The sequence below is a fragment of the Paracidovorax konjaci genome, from assembly GCF_900112675.1.
Classification (GTDB): Bacteria; Pseudomonadota; Gammaproteobacteria; order Burkholderiales; family Burkholderiaceae_C; genus Paracidovorax; species Paracidovorax konjaci.
Window position 1 is genome coordinate 23,025 of record NZ_FOMQ01000009.1, and the last position, 19,168, is coordinate 42,192.

Here is a 19,168-nt window from a genome sequence, read left to right on the forward strand (position 1 = left end):
GCCATGCGCATCGCGGCAGCCCAGACGACCTCGCTGCCCGGCGGGGCCGCGGCCAACATCGCCACCCACCTGCGCTTCGCCGAGGCCGCGGCCTTGCACGGCGTGCAGGTGCTGGTGTTCCCCGAACTCTCGCTCACCGGCTACGACCTGCCGGCCCTGGACCGCGGGGCCGCCGACCCGCAGGGCGCGCTCTACGCGCCGCTGCGCGATGCCGCGCAGCGCCTGGGCATGGCGCTGGTGGTGGGCGCCCCCGTGCCCGCGCAGGCCGTCGGCGGCAAGCCCGGCATCGGTGCCATCACCTTCCAGCCGGACGGCGGCACCCGCGTGTACCGCAAGCGCCACCTCCATCCGGGCGAGGAAGTCCACGCCCAGGCCGGCACCGAGGACGCGCAGGTGCAGGATTTCACCGGCGTGCCCGTGGCGATGGCGGTTTGCGCCGACATCGGCCACGCGGCGCATGCCGACGCCGCCGCGCGGGCCGGTGCGGCCGTGTATGCCGCGGGCGTGGTGGTGTCGCCCGGCGGGCATGCGCACGACACGGCCTGCGCGCAGGGCCACGCGCGGCGCTGCGGCATGGCCGTGCTGCTGGCCAACCACGGCGCGCCCACGGGGGGCTACGACTGCGTGGGCCGCAGTGCCTTCTGGGCGCCGGGCGGCGCGCTGCTGGCCGAGGTGCCGGGCACGGGCGACTGGCTGCTGATCGCCGAGCGCACGGCCGAAGGCTGGACCGCGCACGCCCGCGCCGCCACGCCGTGAGCGTCGTCGCGCGCAGCCTCTATTCGGCGCTCATGCAGTGCGCCCGCCCGCTGCTGCGGCGCAAGCTGCGGCGCCGCGCCGTGGCCGAGCCGGGCTACGGGCACGCGGTGGAAGAGCGCTTCGGCCACTACGCGCCCCCGGCCTCCGATGCGGCACCCGGCGGCGGCGGGCCGGTGGTCTGGATCCATGCGGTGTCGCTGGGCGAGACCCGCGCGGCCGCCATCCTGCTCCATGCCCTTCGGCCGCTCGTGCCCGGCCTGCGGCTGCTGCTCACGCACGGCACGGCCACGGGCCGGGCCGAGGGGGCCAGGCTGCTGCGGCCCGGCGACGTGCAGGTCTGGCAGCCCTGGGACACGCCCGGCGCGGTGGGGCGCTTCCTGGAGCGCTTCCGGCCGGACATCGGCGTGCTCATGGAAACCGAGATCTGGCCCAACCTGATCGCCGGCTGCCAAGCGCGGGGCGTGCCGCTGGTGCTGGCCAACGGGCGGCTCAACGCGCGCTCGCTGGCCGGCGCGCAGCGGCTCGCGTGGCTGTCGCGCCCGGCCTATGGCGCGCTCGCCGCCGTGTGGGCGCAGACCGCGGCCGATGCCGATCGCCTGCGCGCGGCCGGTGCGCGCGTGGACGGCGTGTTCGGCAACCTCAAGTTCGACGTGGTGCCCGATGCGGCGCAACTGGCGCAGGGGCGCGCATGGCGCGGCGCAGGCCCGCGCCCCGTGGTGCTGCTGGCCAGCAGCCGCGAGGGCGAGGAAGCCCTGTGGCTGCAGGCCTTGGAGCCGAAAGGGCCGGATGCCGCCGATTCCATTGAAGAGTTTGCTATTAAAAAAGGAGCAAAAGAGCGTGGCGGTGCGCGGGCCGTCCAGTGGCTGATCGTGCCGCGCCATCCGCAGCGCTTCGCCGAGGTGCGCGCGCAGCTGGAGTCCGCGGGCCTGAGCGTTTCATGCCGCAGCGCGTGGGGCGCCGCGCCCGCGCCGGCCGACGTCTGGCTGGGCGATTCGATGGGCGAGATGGCCCTCTATTACGGCCTGGCGCATGCGGCGCTGCTGGGCGGCAGCTTCGCGCCGCTGGGCGGGCAGAACCTGATCGAGGCGGCGGCCTGCGGCTGCCCGGTGGTGATGGGGCCGCACACCTTCAATTTCGCCGAAGCGGCGGACAACGCGGCGGTGGCCGGCGCCGCCCTGCGCGTGGACGGCATGCCGCAGGCGGTCGCCACGGCCCAGGCGCTGGTGCTCGATGCGCCGCGGCAATCGGCGCTGCAGCAGCGGGCGCTGGAATTCTCCGCCGCCCACCGGGGCGCCGCACAGGCCACGGCCCAGGCCGTGGCCGGCGTGCTGCGCGGCCGGGCGGCCGCTGCCGCCCCTTAGAACGTGAACACGTTCTTAGGCCGGCTGCGGCGCGGGACGGTAGCGCAGGTCACGCACCTGGATCAACGGCGGCGCCGATGCCGAGTCGCCCAGGACGGTCAGTGCGAGGCGGTAATACGCCTCCGGCGAGGGGACCGGCCGCTGGTGCGCCTCCCACTCAGAGACGCTGGCCGCCAGCCGGGCCACCCAGGCGGTCCCGTCCGTCCAGTCGCCGTCCACCGCGGGGTCGTAGCCGAACGCCGGTACCCGCAGCACGGGCAGCTCCACGGGCATGCCGCCTTGCACGGAATGGACATGACCCACCGAAGCCTCCATGCGCACCGGGTGGCCCTGCCGCGCGTGGCCTGGCGGCAGGGCGAGCAGGGCCTGCAAGAAGGTGCCGAGCGCCTGCGCCAGCCCCTGCCCGGGCGCGGTGCCGATCGTGATCGGTGCGCCGGCCTCCACCGACGGCGCGGCGCCGTGCGGGAAGCGGGTGATCGGCCGGCGGTAGATGAAGGCGGGATTCGTCGCACGCTGCGCGTCGAGCGACAGGTTGCGGGCCAGCGACACGCCGGCCCTGGCGCTCTGCCGCGCCAGCACCGACAGGCCGGCGAACACGGCCGTCTTCACGGCGCCGGGGGATGGCGATTCCTCCCAGCCGGGCCGCGGCGCGCCGGCGATCGCGCCGGCCTCGCCGGACCCGGGGAAGACGAGCCGCAGGGGCGCGGTCGCGCCGATGGCCAGGCCTGGCGGATAGGCGTAGACCGCCTGCGTCGGCGTGGACAGGGCGGTGTCTTGCGGCAGCGCCGCTTCGGCACCTGCGGCCGCCGCGGCAGACACCGCGGGCCAGCGCCCGGCGGCATGGTCCATCGGCAGGCCGGTGGCCGGATCGATGGCCTCCACGGTGAGCCGGGTGGGCTGGCCGGGCGCGCCGGTCTCCTGGCCCAGGCGGTAGGCGATGGCTGTCGGCTCCGCGGGGGCGGGCACCGGCGCGGGCTGCGATGGGGCATCCGGCGCCTGCCGCGGCACGGGGCCCGAGGCGAGCGCTGCGGCCACGCTGCCCGCGAGCCGGGCGAAGGCCTGCGCCGCATGGGGCCGGGCCTGTTCCAGATCACCCTTGAGCACCGGATAGGCGGTGATGAACTGCGCCAGCGCCGCGAACACCGCGTCCGGCGCGGGGGCCGGCGGCGTGCCACCCCACGGGTCGGCGGGCTCGCCCGCGAAGGAGACGACCAGCGTGGGCGCATCCTGCGCGGCGGCGCCGTGCCTGAAGGCCAGGTGGAAATCCCAGGCCGACAGGTCTGCCGCGCTGTCCGGCTGCGGTACTGACTGCACGGCCTCCTGGGCCAGCAGCGACGCGGCGTCGGGCAAGGACCGCAGTGGGATCGGCAGGGCGAGCGGCTCGCCCCCGGCCGCACCGGCGAGCGTGAACGGCTCGGAGAAGACCAGCGGCACCACGCCCTGCGGCCGCGGCAGCTCCAGCCCCGTGGCCGTGTACGCGATGCGTGGCGCGGCCAGGCGCCGCAGGCCGGGCGACTGCACCGTGCACGCGAAAGTCGCCTGCGCACCCGGGCCCTGCAGCGCCACCGACGTGCCCGAGAAGCCAAAGGCGCCGGCTTCGCTCTCCAGCGCCGCCAGCTCCACGCGCAGGCGCGGCGCGGGGGCCTCGTTGCCGGCCACGGCCACGGCGTGCTCTGCCGCCGCCACGGGCGCCTTCGCCTCGACCTGCACGAAGACCTGGGCGGTGGACGCCGCTGAAAGCCGTTCGCGCAGCGCCTCGCGCGCCGTGCAGCGCGCCGCTTCCAGCGAACCGCCGTCGCCGGTCAGGAGGGGCTGCACGCGCTGCGCGAGCGCGGTGGCCAGTGCCTCGCGGTGCGTGGCGAGGTCCGCCTCGGCGCCGGCCGGTGCCGGGAATGCATCCATGGCGTGCAGGAAGGTGTCCAGCCATGCGTCCAGATCGATGTCCCGGAAGGCGTGCGGTTGCGGCGTGTCCGAGAGCCCGGCGCCACCGGTGTACTCGGCGATGGCCACGGAGCCCTCCGCCGGCGAGGTGCACAGCGGCGCGAGGGCGAAATGGCGGGCCGCCGCGGTGTCGAAGCCACCGAACCGCGGGCCGGCACCGTTCGCGAAGTTGACGCACCAGAGCGCCGGGGCCTCGCCGGAGGCCGCCGTGCCCGCCGGGTCGCTGGCCACGCGCACGCCCGGCAGCGCCGCTTCCAGGGCAGCGCCCACATCCGGCGCGGGCCGGACCGGCGTGGCTTCGGCCGCCGCCGGTGCGCCGCTGCGCGCGATGGCCACCCCCACCGCCACCGGAAAGACCACGTCCCCGAACGCGGGCTGGAGGGCCACCGCGGGCCCGCCAGTGCCCGACGGCGGCACCGGCACGAGCCAGGCGCCGGGCGCCACCAGGTGCGGCACATCGCGCAGCGCCGCGGCGGCATCGGCCACCGTGGCCTGCGTGCCCTGGAGCGCCAGGCGGCCGACGATGCCGTTCAGCGTGTCGTGGGGCAATGTCGTGATCGCCGGGTGGCCGAGCGGCAGCGCCACGCCGGGCTCCAGCACCCCGAGCACCGCCGCGTTCTCCACCGCCAGGGCCAGCGCGCTGGCCCCGCAGGCCGCGGCCAGTCCGCTGAACGTGCCCCCCGGGTTGCGGCCGCCCGCATCGCCGCGCAGGGCCGGGCAGCGCCACACGGCGCCCGGCACGGTGAGCCCCGGCTGCCCGGCCACGCTGGCGGCCAGCGCTGGCAGGGGGAGGGCGGCGCCGGCTTCTTCCAGGCGCCCGGCGATCTGCCGGAAGGTGTCGCCGGGCTCGGTGACCGTGCTGCGGCCGCTCTCCGCGTGGGTGACGGTCTGGCCCGGTGCGATGAGCCCGGGCGCATCGGCGTTGAGTTCGACGATGTCCGACGGCGCGGCGGTACGGCCCTCCGCGATCGAGCCGACGGTGTCGTCCGCCGCGGCGACATGGCTGCGGGGCACGGGCGCGTCGCCATGGGCGAGCGTGCCCGGCAGCGTGAGCGTGGCCCCCTCCGCCAGGGCCGTGCTGGCATTGGCCAGCGCCGTGCCGATCTGCCCGGCGGTGGCGCCGTTCGCTGCTGCGAACGCGGCCAGGCTGGCGCCTTCGGCCGGCGCCGCCGGCTTGTCGAGAAAACCGGCCTGCACCGTGGTGCCCGCGGCCCAGAGGCCCGGAAGGTCGGCATTGAGGGTGGCCAGCGCCTCGGCGTCCGTGCCGGCATGCCCGGCGAGCGACTGCAGCGTGTCGCCCTCGGCGGCCAGCAGGGTGCCCACCGCGAGCACCGCGCCCGGCACGAACAGCCCCACCACCTGCCGGTTGGCTTCGGCGAGCAGGGGCACCGTGGTGCCGAGGCCCGACGCCGCCTGCGCGAAGGTGTCGTCCGCGGCCAGCACGCGCGAGGCCGTGCCGAAGGCCAGGGCCACGCCTTCCCGCAACAGGCCGGGCGTGGTGGCGTTGGCCAGCGCGAGCGCCGCCGCGGAGGTGCGCGCTCGATCGGCCTGCCCGAGCGTGGCGAGCGAGTCATCGGTCGCCGCCACCACCGTGCGTTGCGGCGAGGCCAGTTCCGTGCCCGCCTGCAGCGGCACGGCGGCGTTGGACGCCACGAAGGCCGCCTGCGTGAGGCCGGCCGTGCGCGCGACGAGGGCGGCGAGTGTGTCTCCGCCCGCCACCGCCACCATCGCCGGCACCGGCAGCGGTGCGCTGCCGAAGAGATCCGCATAGCGCTGCTGCGCGTTGGCGGCCAGCAGCCCGCCGGGCGTGGTGCCGAGGTCCCGCGCCATCTGCTGGACCGTGGCGCCGCCGGCCTGGGCGCGGCCGGGGGCCATCGCCGCACGCGCCGCGAGGTAGTCGTGCGCGCCGTGCGCGAACGCCGCGAAGGGCGCGGTGGCCAGCGGATAGGCCGGGGTGGCGGCGGCGCCGAGGGACCGGGCATCGAGCGTGGTCGTGAGGGAGAGCGCCCGGTCCGGCTGCGCGAGCTGGGCGGCGATGCGCGCGTAGGCCTGCAGGTCGGCCGCGGCCGCCGCCTGGGCCGGCTCCACCGCCGCGCCGGGCGCGACCGCGTAGCGGGAGGCCTGCATCGACAGCCGGAGCGCGAGGTCCGGCGCGGTGCCCGAGAGGCCGTAACGCGCCTCCAGCGAGGGCCAGTCTGCGAGCCGCGTGACCTCGTCGGAGGAAGCGGTCGGCTCTGCGGGGATGTCGGGCAACGGGTCTGTGAGGTGCATACGGTCCTTGGAGGCTGGCAGCACTGTAGTGCAGGCACGTCGCCCTGCAATGGGCCGGTGCGCGCGGCGGCGGGAGCCAGCTCGGCAGTTCCATGCGGCGGAAGATAAAGAACCTCTTGCGCCGCCATAGCCAACCTCGATCAATGAGTCAGCATCCATTCAGGTTCGCGGCTCCGTAATGGGCCATCAACTTTTACGGGAGATCGCACCATGAACCTCCAACACCTGCGCATCGGCCTCAAGCTGGCCCTCGCGTTCGCCATCACCACCTTGCTGACCCTGGCGCTGGGCCTCGCCGCCTGGACCCAGATGCGCGCCATCCAGGCCGGCGCCGACGACCTGGCGACCAACTGGCTGCCGAGCGTGCAGGCGATCGGCAATGCCCGCGTGGCCGCCAACCGCGTGCGCCGCATCGAGAGCGAAGTGTTCCTGCCCGACGCGAGCGATGCCACGCCCCGCCGCCGTGCCGAGCTGGCGCACCGCATGGAGCAGTTCGCGCAGGCCGAGAAGGCCTACGTGCCCCTCATCACCCCCGGCGAGGAACAGCGCCTCTTCGAGCAGTACCGCGCCGCGCGCGAAACGTATGCCGGGGCGCAGGCCCGCATGCTCGCGCTGCCGGCCGATGCGCGTGCCGACGCGACGCGGATGTTCTTCGGCGAATTGGAGCAGAGCTTCGAGGCCATGGCGAACGCGCTGGGCGTCCTGGCCGAGTTCAACCGGAAGTCCGCCGACGCCGCGCAGCAGAACATCAGCGCCATCTACAGCCGTGCGGTCTGGACGCTCGCGGGCCTCGTGTCGGCGGCCTTCCTCATCGCCGTGGCACTGGCCTGGTGGATCACGGGCCTGATCACGCGGCCGATCCGCGAAGCGGTGGGCGTCGCGCAGGGCGTGGCCGCGGGCGATCTGACCATGGCCATCGCCCCTCGGGGGCGCGACGAGGCCGGGCAACTCATGGAAGCGCTGGCCGGCATGCGCGACAGCCTTTCCGATGTGGTCGGCGGGGTGCGCGCCAACGCCCAGAGCGTCGCCACGGCCAGCGCCGAAATCGAGCAGGGCAACATCGACCTCTCGTCGCGCACCGAAGAGCAGGCGTCCGCCCTGGAGCAGACCGCGGCGTCGATGGAGCAACTGGGCTCCACGGTGCGGCAGAACTCCGACAACGCGCACCAGGCCAGCGCGCTCGCGCAGGACGCCGCCTCCGCCGCGGCGCGCAGCGGCGAGGCCGTGGGCACGATGGTGGGCACCATGCACCAGATCGACGACGCCTCGCGGCGGATCTCGGACATCATCGGCCTCATCGACGGCATCGCGTTCCAGACCAACATCCTCGCGCTCAACGCGGCCGTGGAGGCGGCGCGGGCCGGCGAACAGGGACGGGGGTTCGCCGTGGTCGCGAGCGAGGTGCGCAGCCTGGCCCAGCGCAGCGCTTCGGCCGCCAAGGACATCAAGGAGCTGATCGCCACCAGCGCCCGCCGGGTGCAGGACGGGTCGCAGCAGGCCGAGCAGGCGGGCGCCGCGGTGCAATCCGCGATGGAACTCATCCAGAAGGTGGCCTCCATCGTCTCCGAGATCAGCATCGCGACGCGCGAGCAGAGCGACGGTGTGTCGCAGGTCGGCGAAGCGGTGGTGCAGATGGACCAGACCACGCAGCAGAACGCCGCGCTGGTCGAGCAGAGCGCGGCGGCGGCCTCCAGCCTCAAGGCCCAGGCGGAGCACCTGGTGAGCGCGGTCTCCGTGTTCCGCCTGCCCGGCGGTGCCCAGCGCATCGGCCACGCGCCCCACGTGGCGCTTGGGGCCTGAAGGATTCCGCCGCCCGGCATGCGCAAGACCTTGTCGCAGCGCAGGCCGGCCCGCGGGGCCCATGCCGCACAATGGCGGGGCACCGGGCGCCACGAGCGTCCGCGGCCTGCCACATGATCGAAAAGCACTACCTCACCCCGTTGTTCGCGCCCAGCTCCATCGCCGTGCTGGCGGGCCGCGCGGACGCCCCCGAAACGCTCACGCCTGCCGCGCGTGCCCTGCACGAGGCCCTGCGCGCGCAGCGCTTCACGGGCACGCTGCAGTTCCTGGACATCCACACCAGCGGCACGCTGGCCGACCTGGCGCAGACGCGTGCCGATCTGGCGGTGATCGCGCAGCAGCCGCAGGACACCGCCGCGGCCCTGGAGGTGGCGGGCCGCATCGGCTGCCGCGCGGCGCTGGTGCTCTCGCAGGGGCTGGATGCCGACACCGCGCTGCGGCTCAAGAAGATCGCGCGGCGCGAAGGGATGCACCTGCTGGGGCCCAATTCGCTGGGCCTGCAGCGGCCGCACCTGCAACTCAACGCGAGCGCGGCCGGCCCGCTGGCGCGCGAAGGATCGCTCGCGCTGGTGTGCCAATCGGGCGCGCTCACGGCCTCCATCCTCGACTGGGCGCACAAGAACGCCGTGGGCTTTTCCACCGTGGTGTCGCTCGGGCCGAACACCGACGTGGACATCTCCCAGGTGCTCGACTTCCTGGCCAACGACGGGCGCACGCAGAGCATCGTGGTCTACATGGAAGGCATCGGCAGCGCGCGCCGCTTCATGAGCGCGCTGCGCTCGGCCGCCAATGCCAAGCCCGTGGTGGTGCTGAAAGCCGGCCGCAAGCCCGCGGGCAACGAGGCCGCGCAGACCCACAGCGGCACCATCGTGGGCAGCGACGACGTGTTCGATGCCGCGCTGCGCCGCGCGGGCGCGGTGCGCGTGCGCTCCTTCGTCGAATTGTTCTCGGCGGCCAAGTGCCTGGCCTCGCGCTACCGGCCCGTGGGCAAGCGGCTGGCGCTGGTCACCAACGGCGGCGGGCCGGGCGTGCTGGCGGCCGACTGGGTGAACGAGATCCTGCTGGAGATGGGGCGCCTGTCGGCCGATGCGGCCCAGGCGCTCGCGCCCCAGTTGCCGCCGCTCGCCTCGCTGGCCGACCTGATCGATCTCTCGGAAGAGGCCGGGCCCGCGCATTACCGCGCGGCCATCGAGGCGGCCGAACGCGACCGGCAGATCGACGGCGTGCTGGCCATCCACTCGCCCAAGGCCGGCACCGATGCGGTGGATGTCGCCCGGGCTCTGGCCGAGGCCAAGCGCCTCATGGGCAAGCCGCTGCTGGCCTGCTGGATGGGCGACGCCACCGTGGGCCCCGCGCGCGAGGTGCTGCGCGCCGCGGCCATCCCGAGCTTCCGCACGCCCGAGGCGGCCGTGGGCGCCTTCGGCAACATCGCTTCGTTCTACCAGAACCAGCAACTGCTGCAGCAGACGCCCCCGCCGCTCTCGGCGCTGTCCAAGCCCGACATCGAGGGCGCACGGCTGCTCATCGAGAGCGTGCTGGCGGAGCGGCGCAGCGTGCTCACCGAAATGGAGTCGAAGACGCTGCTGGCCGCCTTCCAGGTGCCGGTGACCAAGACGCTGCTCGCGCGCAGCGCGCACGAGGCCATGATGATCGCCACGCAGTTGGGCTTTCCGGTGGCGCTGAAGATCGACTCGCCCGACATCTCGCACAAGTCCGACGTGGGCGGCGTGGCGCTCGACATCCACAGCGGCACGGCCGCGCGAGATGCCTATACCGACATGGTGCAGCGCGTGGCGCGGCTGCAGCCCGGCGCGCGCATCAACGGCGTGACGGTGCAGAAGATGGCGCGCGCGCGGCGCGGCCGCGAGATCTGCATCGGCCTGGTCACCGACGACCCGTTCGGGCCCGTCATCACCTTCGGCGCGGGCGGCACGATGATCGAGCTGATCGACGACCGCGCCATGGAACTGCCGCCGCTCAACCAGTTCCTCGCGCGCCGGCTCATCGAGCGATCGCGCGTGGCCGAAACCCTCGGCGAATGGCGCGGCGCCTCCGCGGTGGACCGCGACGCGCTGGAGCAGACGCTGCTGCGCGTCTCGGAAATGGTCTGCGCGCTGCCGCAACTGCGCGAGATGGACATCAACCCGCTCATCGTCGATGCGGGCGGCGTGGTGGCGGTGGACGCGCGCATCGCGGTGCGCGACACCGCGCAGGCCGCCAGCGGCCGCAGCGAGGGCTACGGGCACCTGGCCATCCTGCCGTACCCCGCGCGCTACGAGCAGACCTGGCCCATGCGCGGCGGCGGCGAATTCCTGGTGCGGCCCGTGCGGCCCGACGATGCGCAGATGCTGCAGCGGCTGGTGAAGGAACTCTCGCCCGAGAGCCGCTACTTCCGCTACATCTCCCAGATCGCGGAGCTGCCGGCGCCCATGCTCGCGCGTTTCACGCTCATCGACTACGACCGGGAGATGGCGCTGGTCGCCGTGCACCGCGAGCGCAGCGCCGGCGAGGACGGCGAGATCCGCAACACCGAGCGCATCGTGGGCGTCTCGCGCTACGTGACCAACCCCGACCAGACGAGCTGCGAATTCGCGCTGGTGGTGGCCGACGATTTCAACGGCCGCGGGCTGGGCTCGCGCCTCATGCTCAGCATCATGGAAGCCGCGCGCGACAAGGGCCTGACGGAGATCCAGGGCCTGGTGCTGGCGCAGAACCCGAGCATGCTCAAGCTCATGCGGCGCCTGGGATTCGAGGTGCGGGCCTATCCGGACGATCCGGACTTCAAGCTGGTGGCGCACCAGCTCTGATCGCAAACCGCGCGGCGCGGGGAGGTTCGGCATTCATGCATTCGCTTCGCATGGCGCTGCAAGGGCTTTCCGTCTCCACGATTTAGTGTGGGCCTGTGCATTGACCCCGCCCCGCAAGTGCCATTTATGAAGATTTCCCCTCCCGTGTCAGGCAGCCCGATGCGAAGCGTTGGAGAACAACCCTCGGCCGCTAGCGAGGAAAGGCCGCGCCGCAGTGATTCCGGCGCATCCGGGCCCCCTGCCGCGTCCCCGCCGACGTTGCTCAAGAGAAGAAGCTTCCAACTCAGGACGGGAATTGGCGAGGGCCTGAGGTTCAATGCCCGGTTTCCGTCCCTCGGAGAGAGTTCGGTCACGACCTCCTTCAGTCCCCGGTCGCTGACGGACGTCACCTCTGCTGCGACGCTCCGGCGTGGCGTGATGAAGCAGGCAAGCCCCTCGTACGGCAGTCCGGTGTCCACGCTTGCGCCCCTCCTCGACCCTGGTACGCCAGAGCCCTTCGACGGGACCTCGGAGTCCTGGAATGCATTGAGCACCCTGGGACGGGAGAGGCGGCGCAAGTGCGAGATGCGCTCGGCCGCCTCCGACATGGTGCTCAGTCCCGGCTTTGTGAAAGTGATCAGCCAGAAAATCACGCGGAGCGACCTGCTCGAAAAGCTGGCGGCCCTGAGGCCTGGCTCCACGGAGGTCGGTGAAGGGTTCAGGGCCTTGGCGTTGGAGCGCCCGTTGGGAGGGGTGTCCAGCCAGCCGCAGGGCATGAGGAAACTCGGCGCAGGCGTCTCTGGAACGGCCTACGCCGTCAGGCTGTCCAAGGACTTCGTCAGCGACGGCAAGAACTTCGGGCGGGACTTCGTGTTCAAGGCGATGCTGTGCATCGACCCGCGCCGGCTCATTCCGGACGACCTGTACCGCAAGGATGACTGCAGCCCCGAGGAGGCCATCGAGGGGCAAAAATCCAGGATCCGCAAGGAATACCAAATGGCCGCTTCGCTGAAGGATACCTCGCAGGTCATGCGGGTTCATGGACTGGTCCAGATCGACGATCAGTTCGGGATCCTCTCGGAAAAGATCGAGGGGCCGACGGTTTTCGAGGTGATCAGGCAATCCCGTCGGGCCCTGGAGGTCGGGGACGTCAGCCCAGAGGACTATCTGGCCCTGGGGCGGGTCATGCTCGCCGACGTCCTCATCGGAGCTTCCCGTTTCGCGGACGAGGGGATCGTGCATCAGGACATTTCGCACAACAACATCATCTACGACAGAAACCAGAAGATGTTCCGGCTCATCGACATGGGCAAGGGGGCGAGGAGGGGGAGCCCGGCAGCATGGGCACCCCGGGCTACATCGATCCACGTTTCGTGGCGGACCACAAAAGAGATGTGTACAGCACGGCCCAACTGCTCGTGCATTTCCTGAAACCCCCGGACCGCGACATGGGCTTCATCGGACTCCATGACAAGACGGCGGTGGAGACATTCCCCTTCATGGCGCCGCTGAAGAACCTGCCCGCGCAATGCAAGTCGGAAATCGTCCGGTTGATCAGCCGCATGATCAAAAAAGAGCCCGACGAGCGCGCCAGCGCCGAAGCATTGCTCGGGGATCCATTTTTCGGTGCATTGCCTTCCCGAGACCAAGCCCACGCGATCCTGGAGCGATTGAGCCGCTCGTCCTGAGACGGCTTCTATCGGCCTCGTCTTCCGTCTTCCTTCACCACTGGATATCCGGCATGAACACTCCAATCGGACATTTCTCCGCGCAGCGCCGCCAGCACCTGTTCTATGCCATGTGCGCCTGGGGTCTCTCGGCTTGCGGGGGAGGGACTGCGGCCGTCCAGCCCCTGACCGATTCCGCAGAGCGTGCGGCAACGGATGGAGCACCGATCGCCTCCCGGGCCGAGTCGGTGTCGGCATTCGTCCACCCCGGACTGCTGAACACGGCGGATGATTTCGCCCGCATGGCCGACAAGGCGGCCTCCGGCGCTGCCCCATGGGCCGATGGCTTGGCGCAGGTGCGTGCCGCCCTGTCCGGCATGCCGGGCTGGGCCAGCAACGCCACCGCCATCATCACGCGTTCGTCTTCGTCCGGCAGCAACTTCGGCCGCCTGGCCACGGACATCTCGCGGGCCCAAGCATGCGCGCTGTATTGGAAGGTCGCGGGCGAGACCCGATATGCCGACAAGGCCGTGGAGTACATGAACACCTGGTCATCCACCCTGACCACGGTCAACGGCAATAACGACGCCGCGCTGTTGGCGCTCAATGCCTACCAGTTCGCCAACGTGGGCGAGATCATGCGTACCTATGCGGGCCTGCAAGCGAGTGATTGGGCGAGATTCCAGAAGATGATGTCTGGCATCTTCGCCCCGATCTCGGTCGAGGGCCTCTACACCTCCCTGGTGCCCTATACCGTGTATTCCAGTTGGCAACTGGCCAGTATCGCCTCGCTGATGGCGATCGGCGTGCTGTGCGACGACGCCGGCATGTTCAATAGGGCCGTGGAGTATTTCCGCACTGGCGCGGGCAACGGGGGGATCCGGCAGGCGGTCTTCGTGGTGCATCCCGGGCGCCTGGGGCAAACACAGGAGTCTGGCCGGGACCAGGGGCACAACACGCTCAGCGTCGGACTCATGGGCGTCATCTGCGAGATGGCCTGGAACCAGGGCATCGATCTCTATGGCTATGACAACAACCGCGTTCTGGCCGGCGCCGAGTATGTCGCCATGGGCAATCGCCAGGTCACCGGAACCGCAGGCTATCCGGACATGCCTTTCACCCGCTACAAAAACCAGCAGGTGGAGCAGACGGTCTTCTCCACAGCGGCGCAGCCATCCGTGCGCAACGAATGGTCGATCCTCTACCACCACTACGTGAACCGAAAGGGCCTGGCGGCGCCGAATTGCAAGGCCTTCGCAGATGCGCGTGTCGAGACTGGGGCAGACAACGATCTGCCGGGCTTCGGCACGCTGACCTACGCGCGCGACGCGTATCCGGCAGACGTGCCTCCCAGCGGACTGACGGTGCATGTGGTGGGCGGCAACGTCATCCTGTCGTGGTGGGGCTGCGCCCGAGCGACCCGCTACAACGTGCAGCGCCGCATGGAGCAGGAAACGGGCTATACGGTCATAGCGACCATCGACAGCGGTAGTCTGCCGACCTACACCGATGCGACCGCGCCATCCGGCACTTACTTCTACGCCGTCACGGCGACCACGCCCACGGGGGACACGGCGGCTTCCAGCGAGGTGCGGGCCATCACCTCGGGATCACTGTGGCTCCATTTGCCGTTCGACGAGGGCACAGGCAGCAATGCCGCAGACCGCAGCGGTAACTCCAGTGCCGGGCAACTGGTCAATGCCACGTGGAGGGGGGGTCGTCGAGGAGGCAGCGCCGTGTCGTTCGACGGGAGTTCCAGCTACGTTGCGCTGCCCGATGGCCTGCTGCGCGACTTGGGGGATTGCACGCTCGCGGTGTGGGTCTATTGGCGTGGGGGGAGCCAGCGGCAGTCGGTGTTCTATTTCGGGCGCGGAGCCCAGTACATGGCTTTCACGCCGAACTTCAACTCAAGTGCGGGTAACCAGGCCCGCTTCGTGATGACGCTCAATGCCATCGATGGCGCGGACCGGATCGCGATGGGATCAACGCTGGCCATGAATGCCTGGAAACACGTTGCGATCACCTTCGCCGCCGATGTACTCACGCTCTACATCGATGGCGTGCCTGCAGGCACAACGGCCTCGCGCTTCCACCCTTTCCACCTCGGCGTGACGGACAAGAATCTGCTGGGGCGGTCGTTATCGTTTTCAGAGAACTATTTCAATGGCCTGCTGGATGATTTCCGCATCTACCGCAAGGCTTTGTCCGCCAGCGAGATTGCCGCCCTCGCCGCGGGCTGACCGCTGCGTGGCCTGAACCGCATCTGTGATTCATGCGCCGCGCCGTTTGCCCGATGACCGCGGAACAGGCCATGCCGGCAAACGCTGTGCCAAAAGACATTGAACACGTTTTCAGGGGTTCTTTTTCCCATCCAGGAGGCCATCGACCGGCAGCAGATCCTCCTGTGACAGCGTGCCGGCCGCCTGCCGCAGCCGCAGCGTCCCCAGCAGCACGTTGTAGCGGGCCTGCGCCAGATCGCGCTTGGTCTGGAAGAGCTGGCTCTGCGCGTTGAGCACGTCGATGTTCACGCGCACCCCCACCTGGTAGCCGAGCTGGTTGGCTTCGAGCGCGCTCTGGCTCGATGCCTCGGCCGCCTCCAGCGCGCGCACTTGGCTCTGGCCGGACTGCACGCCGAAGAACGCAGTGCGCGCGGACTGCGCCACCGAGCGGCGCGCGTTGTCGAGGTCGGCGCGGGCCTTGTCCTCCAGCGACAGCGTTTCCTGGATGCGGTTCTGCACTGCGAAGCCCGCGAACAGCGGCAGGGTGAGCTGCACGCCGACCGTGGCATTGCGCGTGCGCGAAGAGATCTGCGGCGCCGTCACGGTGCCGTTGGGATTGCGGGCCACGGTGTAGCCGGCCTGCAGGTCCACGGTGGGCAGGTGGCCGGTCTCGGCCTTGCGGGTTTCAAGCCGCGCCACGTCGAGGGCCACCTGGGCCTGGCGGACCTGGGGCTGCAGTTCTTCGGCGGTGCGGACCCAGGCATCCACGTCGGCGGGCGCCAGGGGCGGCAACTGCACGGGCAGCGCCAGCGGTTGCGGGGACACGCCCGCGCGGCCCACGAGCTGCTCCAGCGCGAGCTGCTTCACACGCAGGTCGTTGTCGGCGGTGATCTCCTGCGCCACCACGAGGTCGAAGCGCGACTGCGCCTCGCGCGAATCGGTGACGGTGGCATTGCCCACCTCGAAGTTGCGCTGTGCCGAGGCGAGCTGCTCCGAGACGGCCGTCTTCTGGGCCCGCACGAGCGTAAGCGTGTCGCGCGCCGCCAGCACGTCGAAGTAGGCCTGCGCCACCCGCACGATCAGGTCCTGGCGCGTGGCTTCGAGCCGTGCCTGCGCGATGTCGATGCCGCGCTGGCCCTGCTCGAAACCGATGCGGTTGGCGGGCCGGTAGAGCGGCTGCGATGCGGTGAGGCCCGCCGATTGCTGCGGCGCGCCAAGGTCGATCGGCGGGCGGTTCACATGGGTCTGCGCATACGACGTGCCGGCCGACAGGCCTGCGCTCGGCAGCAGCCCGGCGCGGGCCTGCTCGGCGCGGCTCACCGACGCATTGGCCTCGGCGAGGGCGGCCTGCAGCGGAGCGTCGTAGCCCTGGGCGATATCGACCAGGGCCGAGAGGCTCTGCGCGGAGGCGGGCAGGGCGTGCGCCAGGGCGGCGAAGGCGAGGGCGCTCAGCAGGGCACGCGGCAGCGCATGCGGCAGGCGTGGCGGCAGGTGCCGGGGCAGCGGGGAGGGAGGAAGCGTGCGGCGGAGATTCATGGCGAACAAGCGTTTCTTTCCAGGCAGATAAACCAAACCAGGGAACCGGATTCCCCGGCGCCGGGCGCAGCAGGGGCCTGCCCGGCGCCCCAGGGCGCCGGGTTGGTCAGGCATGCGTTGCCGGTGGAGCCGGTGTCAGTAGCGGGCCACTCCGGCGTCGCGCTCTTGCGACCAGGCATCGATGCCGCCGGAAATGTTGGCCAGCCGCTGGAAGCCCTGCTGATCGAGGAAGGCCGCCACGCGCAGGCTGCGCACGCCGTGGTGGCACAGGCAGGCGATGGGGCGGTCGGTATCGAGTTCGGCCAGCCGGGCCGGAATCTCGCCCATGGGAATGGCCGCGACGTCGAAGCCGCCGCCCGGCGCGGGGCGGATGCTGGCGGTCTGCAGCTCCCAGGGCTCGCGCACGTCCAGCACCAGGGGGCGGGCACCGCCGGCGTCGGCGGTGAACCATTCGTCAAGCTGGGCGGGACGCACGTGGTCGATCATGGAAAGGGTCCTGGTTCCGGAGGGTGGAAAGGGCGCAGGTTCGTGGGTGGCGCGTGAGTGCCGGTCAGAACGTGAAGCGCGAGCGCTCGGGGAAGCCCTGCAAGCGCGCGGTGTTGGTGTCCCACGGGTAGGTGGTGGCGAAACGGTCGCCCGTGCGGCGCACGAAGGTGGCGCGCATGACCGGCTCGTCGCCCGTGATCGCCGCCAGGCGGCCGCCTTCGCGCAGCAGCGCCAGCAGGTGCTGCGGCACTTCATGCACCGAGCCGCTTAGCACGATGACGTCGAACGGGCCGTCCGGCACCGCGTCGCGCGCGCCGTCGGCCTGCCGCACCACGGCGTTCTCGATGCCGGCGCTGAGCAGGTTCTCGCGGGCGAATTCGACGAGGTCGGGCACGATCTCCAAGGTCACCACATGCTCCGCGCGGCGGGCCAGCAGCGCGGCCATGTAGCCGGAGCCGGCGCCGATCTCCAGCACACGGTCGGTGGGGCGCACCTGCAGGTCCTGCAGCAGGCGCGCTTCCACGCGGGGCGCGAGCATGCACTGGCCCAGGCGCATCGCCTCCTCGGTGGCGGGGTTGAGCGGGATCTCCATGTCCATGAACGCCATGCCGCGGTAGGCCGGGGGCACGAAATCCTCGCGGCGCACGGCGGACAGCAGGTCGAGCACGTCGGTGTCGAGCACGTTCCAGGGGCGGATCTGCTGCTCGACCATGTTGTAGCGGGCCAGCGTGATGGGATCGCTCGCGTCGGCGGTCGTGTTGAGGGGAAGGGTCATGGGGGATTTCTCCGGTGCACGGGTCAGGACAAACCGGCGATTTTAGGCGGCGCGCCGGGCGGGCTGCGCCTGCGGGGCGGCCGCGGCATCCGGGGTATCGCCCGGCCGCACGCACAGGCCCGCCAGCAGGTTGTCCACCTGCGCATCGATGAAGCGCTGCGGCGCCATTTCCAGGGCATCGGGCATGCAGGGGCCGGAATGCCGCCACATCATCATGAACACCAGCGGCGCGATGACGACATAGACCGCGCAATCCACGTCCTGCACGCGGAACTCGCCCCGGTCGATGCCGCGCTGCAGGATGCGGCGGATGAGCCGGTGGCTGGGCTCGACCACCTCGACGCGGTAGAACGCCGCGATGTCGGGAAAGTTGTGCGCCTCGCTCAGGATGAGCTTGGAGATACCCGAGGCCTTGGTGGCGCCGATGTTCTCCCACCACAGCTGGTAGGCATGGCGCAGCAGGTCGCTCGTGCTGTAGGGGAACTGCTCGATCTCGAGGTCCCAGTCGGCGAAGTGGCGGCCGATGTTGTGGCGCACCACTTCCTTGAAGAGGTCTTCCTTGCTGGGGAAATACAAAAACAGCGTGCCCTTGGAAACCCCGGCCCGTGCCGCCACCTCATCCACCTTGGTGGCGGCATACCCCTTCTCGACGAACAGGTCGAGCGCCGCCTCGATGAGTTCGCCGGGACGCGCGTCCTTGCGGCGGGCGCTTTTCGGCGCCGCGGGCGAAGAAGAGGGGGAGGGGGCTTTCGAAGGCATATTAATGACTGACTGGTTAGTAATGTAGCAATCGCGTGCGGCCGCGTCAACGCGCCGGCTCGGACAATTCCCACAGCCGGCACGGCGTGGGGCCCTTACCGTATCGTTTTCTTTCGAGCGAGGTTTTTCCATGGGTTCTGAAACCATCACCCTGGGCGGTGGCTGCTTCTGGTGCACCGAGGCGGTGTTCGACCGCGTGCGCGGTGTCACCGACGTGGAGAGCGGCTATGCCAACGGCCACGTGGCGCACCCGACCTACGAGCAGGTCTGCGACGGCACGACGGGCCATGCGGAGGTGGTCCGCCTCACCTTCGATCCCGGCGTGATCGGGTTGGCCGAGATCCTGGAGATCTTCTTCGCCACGCACGATCCGACCACGCTCAACCGCCAGGGCAACGACGTGGGCACGCAGTACCGCAGCGGCATCTACACCAGCACGCCCGCGCAGCAGGAGCAGGCCGAGGCGATGGTCCGGCAGATGTCGCAGGACCGCCTGTTCGGTGCGCCCATCGTGACCGAGGTAGAGCCGCTGGCCCAGTACTGGCCTGCCGAGGCCTACCACCAGGACTATTTCCTGCAGCACCCCAACCAGGGCTACTGCGCTTTCGTGGTCGGCCCGAAGGTCGAGAAATTCCGCAAGACCTTCGCCCGGCACCTCAAGCCCGATTGACCTCCGGCGGCAGGCGCGCCGGGCGACCGGGCCGGCAGGCCCCGGTGCATAATGCAACCCGATTGCATTAACCAGCGCGAGCCGCACCCCGTCGCGCCCCTTGGCGGGCGCCGCCTTCAGTGGGCGGGGCAGCGGCGGCGC

The 19,168-nt window shown here is 71.0% G+C and carries 13 protein-coding genes; 8 read left to right on the forward strand and 5 right to left on the reverse strand.

What is annotated here, in order from left to right:
* Nucleotides 1–3: 3 nt before the first annotated feature.
* Together BM144_RS14300 and BM144_RS14305 are read left to right on the forward strand one after the other, a co-directional pair.
* The gene (locus BM144_RS14300) at nucleotides 4–756 is read left to right on the forward strand and encodes a carbon-nitrogen hydrolase family protein (RefSeq protein WP_092953424.1); all 753 of its coding nucleotides are present in this window, start codon (nucleotides 4–6) and stop codon (nucleotides 754–756) included.
* Nucleotides 757–788: 32 nt separating this feature from the next.
* A complete protein-coding gene (locus BM144_RS14305) occupies nucleotides 789–2,117 on the forward strand; it encodes a 3-deoxy-D-manno-octulosonic acid transferase (protein ID WP_175526039.1) in 1,329 nt (442 codons plus the stop codon).
* 15 nt (nucleotides 2,118–2,132) lie between these two features.
* On the opposite strand, the gene BM144_RS14310 is transcribed toward BM144_RS14305, so the two are convergent.
* Nucleotides 2,133–6,329, reverse strand: coding sequence for a LysM peptidoglycan-binding domain-containing protein (locus BM144_RS14310; protein ID WP_092953428.1), 4,197 nt, complete (start codon nucleotides 6,327–6,329; stop codon nucleotides 2,133–2,135).
* A gap of 210 nt (nucleotides 6,330–6,539) precedes the next feature.
* On the opposite strand from BM144_RS14310, the gene BM144_RS14315 reads away from it, so the two are divergent.
* The 5 genes from BM144_RS14315 (at nucleotide 6,540) to BM144_RS14330 (ending at nucleotide 14,822) form a co-directional block, all read left to right on the forward strand.
* Nucleotides 6,540–8,129 (forward strand): methyl-accepting chemotaxis protein, encoded by a 1,590-nt coding sequence (locus BM144_RS14315; protein WP_092953430.1) that lies wholly within the window; start codon nucleotides 6,540–6,542, stop codon nucleotides 8,127–8,129.
* A 113-nt stretch (nucleotides 8,130–8,242) separates the two neighbouring features.
* Nucleotides 8,243–10,936, forward strand: coding sequence for a bifunctional acetate--CoA ligase family protein/GNAT family N-acetyltransferase (locus BM144_RS14320; protein WP_092953432.1), 2,694 nt, complete (start codon nucleotides 8,243–8,245; stop codon nucleotides 10,934–10,936).
* Between the two features lie 417 nt (nucleotides 10,937–11,353).
* A complete protein-coding gene (locus BM144_RS14325; protein ID WP_175526029.1) occupies nucleotides 11,354–12,346 on the forward strand; it encodes a serine/threonine protein kinase in 993 nt (330 codons plus the stop codon).
* Nucleotides 12,347–12,363: 17 nt separating this feature from the next.
* Nucleotides 12,364–12,603, forward strand: a complete 240-nt coding sequence (locus BM144_RS23155) for a hypothetical protein (protein WP_175526030.1) — start codon at nucleotides 12,364–12,366, stop codon at nucleotides 12,601–12,603.
* 53 nt (nucleotides 12,604–12,656) lie between these two features.
* Nucleotides 12,657–14,822 carry a LamG-like jellyroll fold domain-containing protein gene (locus BM144_RS14330; protein ID WP_175526031.1) on the forward strand — a complete coding sequence of 722 codons (2,166 nt, stop codon included), beginning with the start codon at nucleotides 12,657–12,659 and terminating at the stop codon, nucleotides 14,820–14,822.
* A 111-nt stretch (nucleotides 14,823–14,933) separates the two neighbouring features.
* On the opposite strand, the gene BM144_RS14335 is transcribed toward BM144_RS14330, so the two are convergent.
* The 4 genes from BM144_RS14335 to BM144_RS14350 all read right to left on the reverse strand — a co-directional run bounded on the left by BM144_RS14335 (nucleotide 14,934) and on the right by BM144_RS14350 (nucleotide 18,357).
* Complete coding sequence (locus tag BM144_RS14335) at nucleotides 14,934–16,337, reverse strand: TolC family outer membrane protein (RefSeq protein WP_092953438.1); 1,404 nt, start codon at nucleotides 16,335–16,337, stop codon at nucleotides 14,934–14,936.
* A 135-nt stretch (nucleotides 16,338–16,472) separates the two neighbouring features.
* Nucleotides 16,473–16,823, reverse strand: coding sequence for a rhodanese-like domain-containing protein (locus BM144_RS14340; RefSeq protein ID WP_092953440.1), 351 nt, complete (start codon nucleotides 16,821–16,823; stop codon nucleotides 16,473–16,475).
* A 64-nt stretch (nucleotides 16,824–16,887) separates the two neighbouring features.
* Entirely contained in the window at nucleotides 16,888–17,598 is a 711-nt protein-coding gene (locus tag BM144_RS14345) for a protein-L-isoaspartate O-methyltransferase family protein (RefSeq protein WP_092953442.1), read from the reverse strand.
* 42 nt (nucleotides 17,599–17,640) lie between these two features.
* Nucleotides 17,641–18,357 carry a TetR/AcrR family transcriptional regulator gene (locus tag BM144_RS14350; protein WP_092953444.1) on the reverse strand — a complete coding sequence of 239 codons (717 nt, stop codon included), beginning with the start codon at nucleotides 18,355–18,357 and terminating at the stop codon, nucleotides 17,641–17,643.
* A gap of 130 nt (nucleotides 18,358–18,487) precedes the next feature.
* On the opposite strand from BM144_RS14350, the gene msrA reads away from it, so the two are divergent.
* Nucleotides 18,488–19,027, forward strand: a complete 540-nt coding sequence (gene msrA, locus BM144_RS14355) for a peptide-methionine (S)-S-oxide reductase MsrA (RefSeq protein WP_092953446.1) — start codon at nucleotides 18,488–18,490, stop codon at nucleotides 19,025–19,027.
* The last annotated feature ends 141 nt before the right edge of the window (nucleotides 19,028–19,168 follow it).

Bases quoted from the DNA above. Each gene is read 5' to 3' on its own strand.
- BM144_RS14300 (WP_092953424.1), top strand. From the start codon at position 4: ATGCGCATCGCGGCAGCCCAGACGACCTCGCTGCCCGGCGGGGCCGCG.
- BM144_RS14305 (WP_175526039.1), top strand. From the start codon at position 789: ATGCAGTGCGCCCGCCCGCTGCTGCGGCGCAAGCTGCGGCGCCGCGCC.
- BM144_RS14310 (WP_092953428.1), bottom strand. From the start codon at position 6,329: ATGCACCTCACAGACCCGTTGCCCGACATCCCCGCAGAGCCGACCGCT.
- BM144_RS14315 (WP_092953430.1), top strand. From the start codon at position 6,540: ATGAACCTCCAACACCTGCGCATCGGCCTCAAGCTGGCCCTCGCGTTC.
- BM144_RS14320 (WP_092953432.1), top strand. From the start codon at position 8,243: ATGATCGAAAAGCACTACCTCACCCCGTTGTTCGCGCCCAGCTCCATC.
- BM144_RS14325 (WP_175526029.1), top strand. From the start codon at position 11,354: ATGAAGCAGGCAAGCCCCTCGTACGGCAGTCCGGTGTCCACGCTTGCG.
- BM144_RS23155 (WP_175526030.1), top strand. From the start codon at position 12,364: ATGGGCTTCATCGGACTCCATGACAAGACGGCGGTGGAGACATTCCCC.
- BM144_RS14330 (WP_175526031.1), top strand. From the start codon at position 12,657: ATGAACACTCCAATCGGACATTTCTCCGCGCAGCGCCGCCAGCACCTG.
- BM144_RS14335 (WP_092953438.1), bottom strand. From the start codon at position 16,337: ATGAATCTCCGCCGCACGCTTCCTCCCTCCCCGCTGCCCCGGCACCTG.
- BM144_RS14340 (WP_092953440.1), bottom strand. From the start codon at position 16,823: ATGATCGACCACGTGCGTCCCGCCCAGCTTGACGAATGGTTCACCGCC.
- BM144_RS14345 (WP_092953442.1), bottom strand. From the start codon at position 17,598: ATGACCCTTCCCCTCAACACGACCGCCGACGCGAGCGATCCCATCACG.
- BM144_RS14350 (WP_092953444.1), bottom strand. From the start codon at position 18,357: ATGCCTTCGAAAGCCCCCTCCCCCTCTTCTTCGCCCGCGGCGCCGAAA.
- msrA (WP_092953446.1), top strand. From the start codon at position 18,488: ATGGGTTCTGAAACCATCACCCTGGGCGGTGGCTGCTTCTGGTGCACC.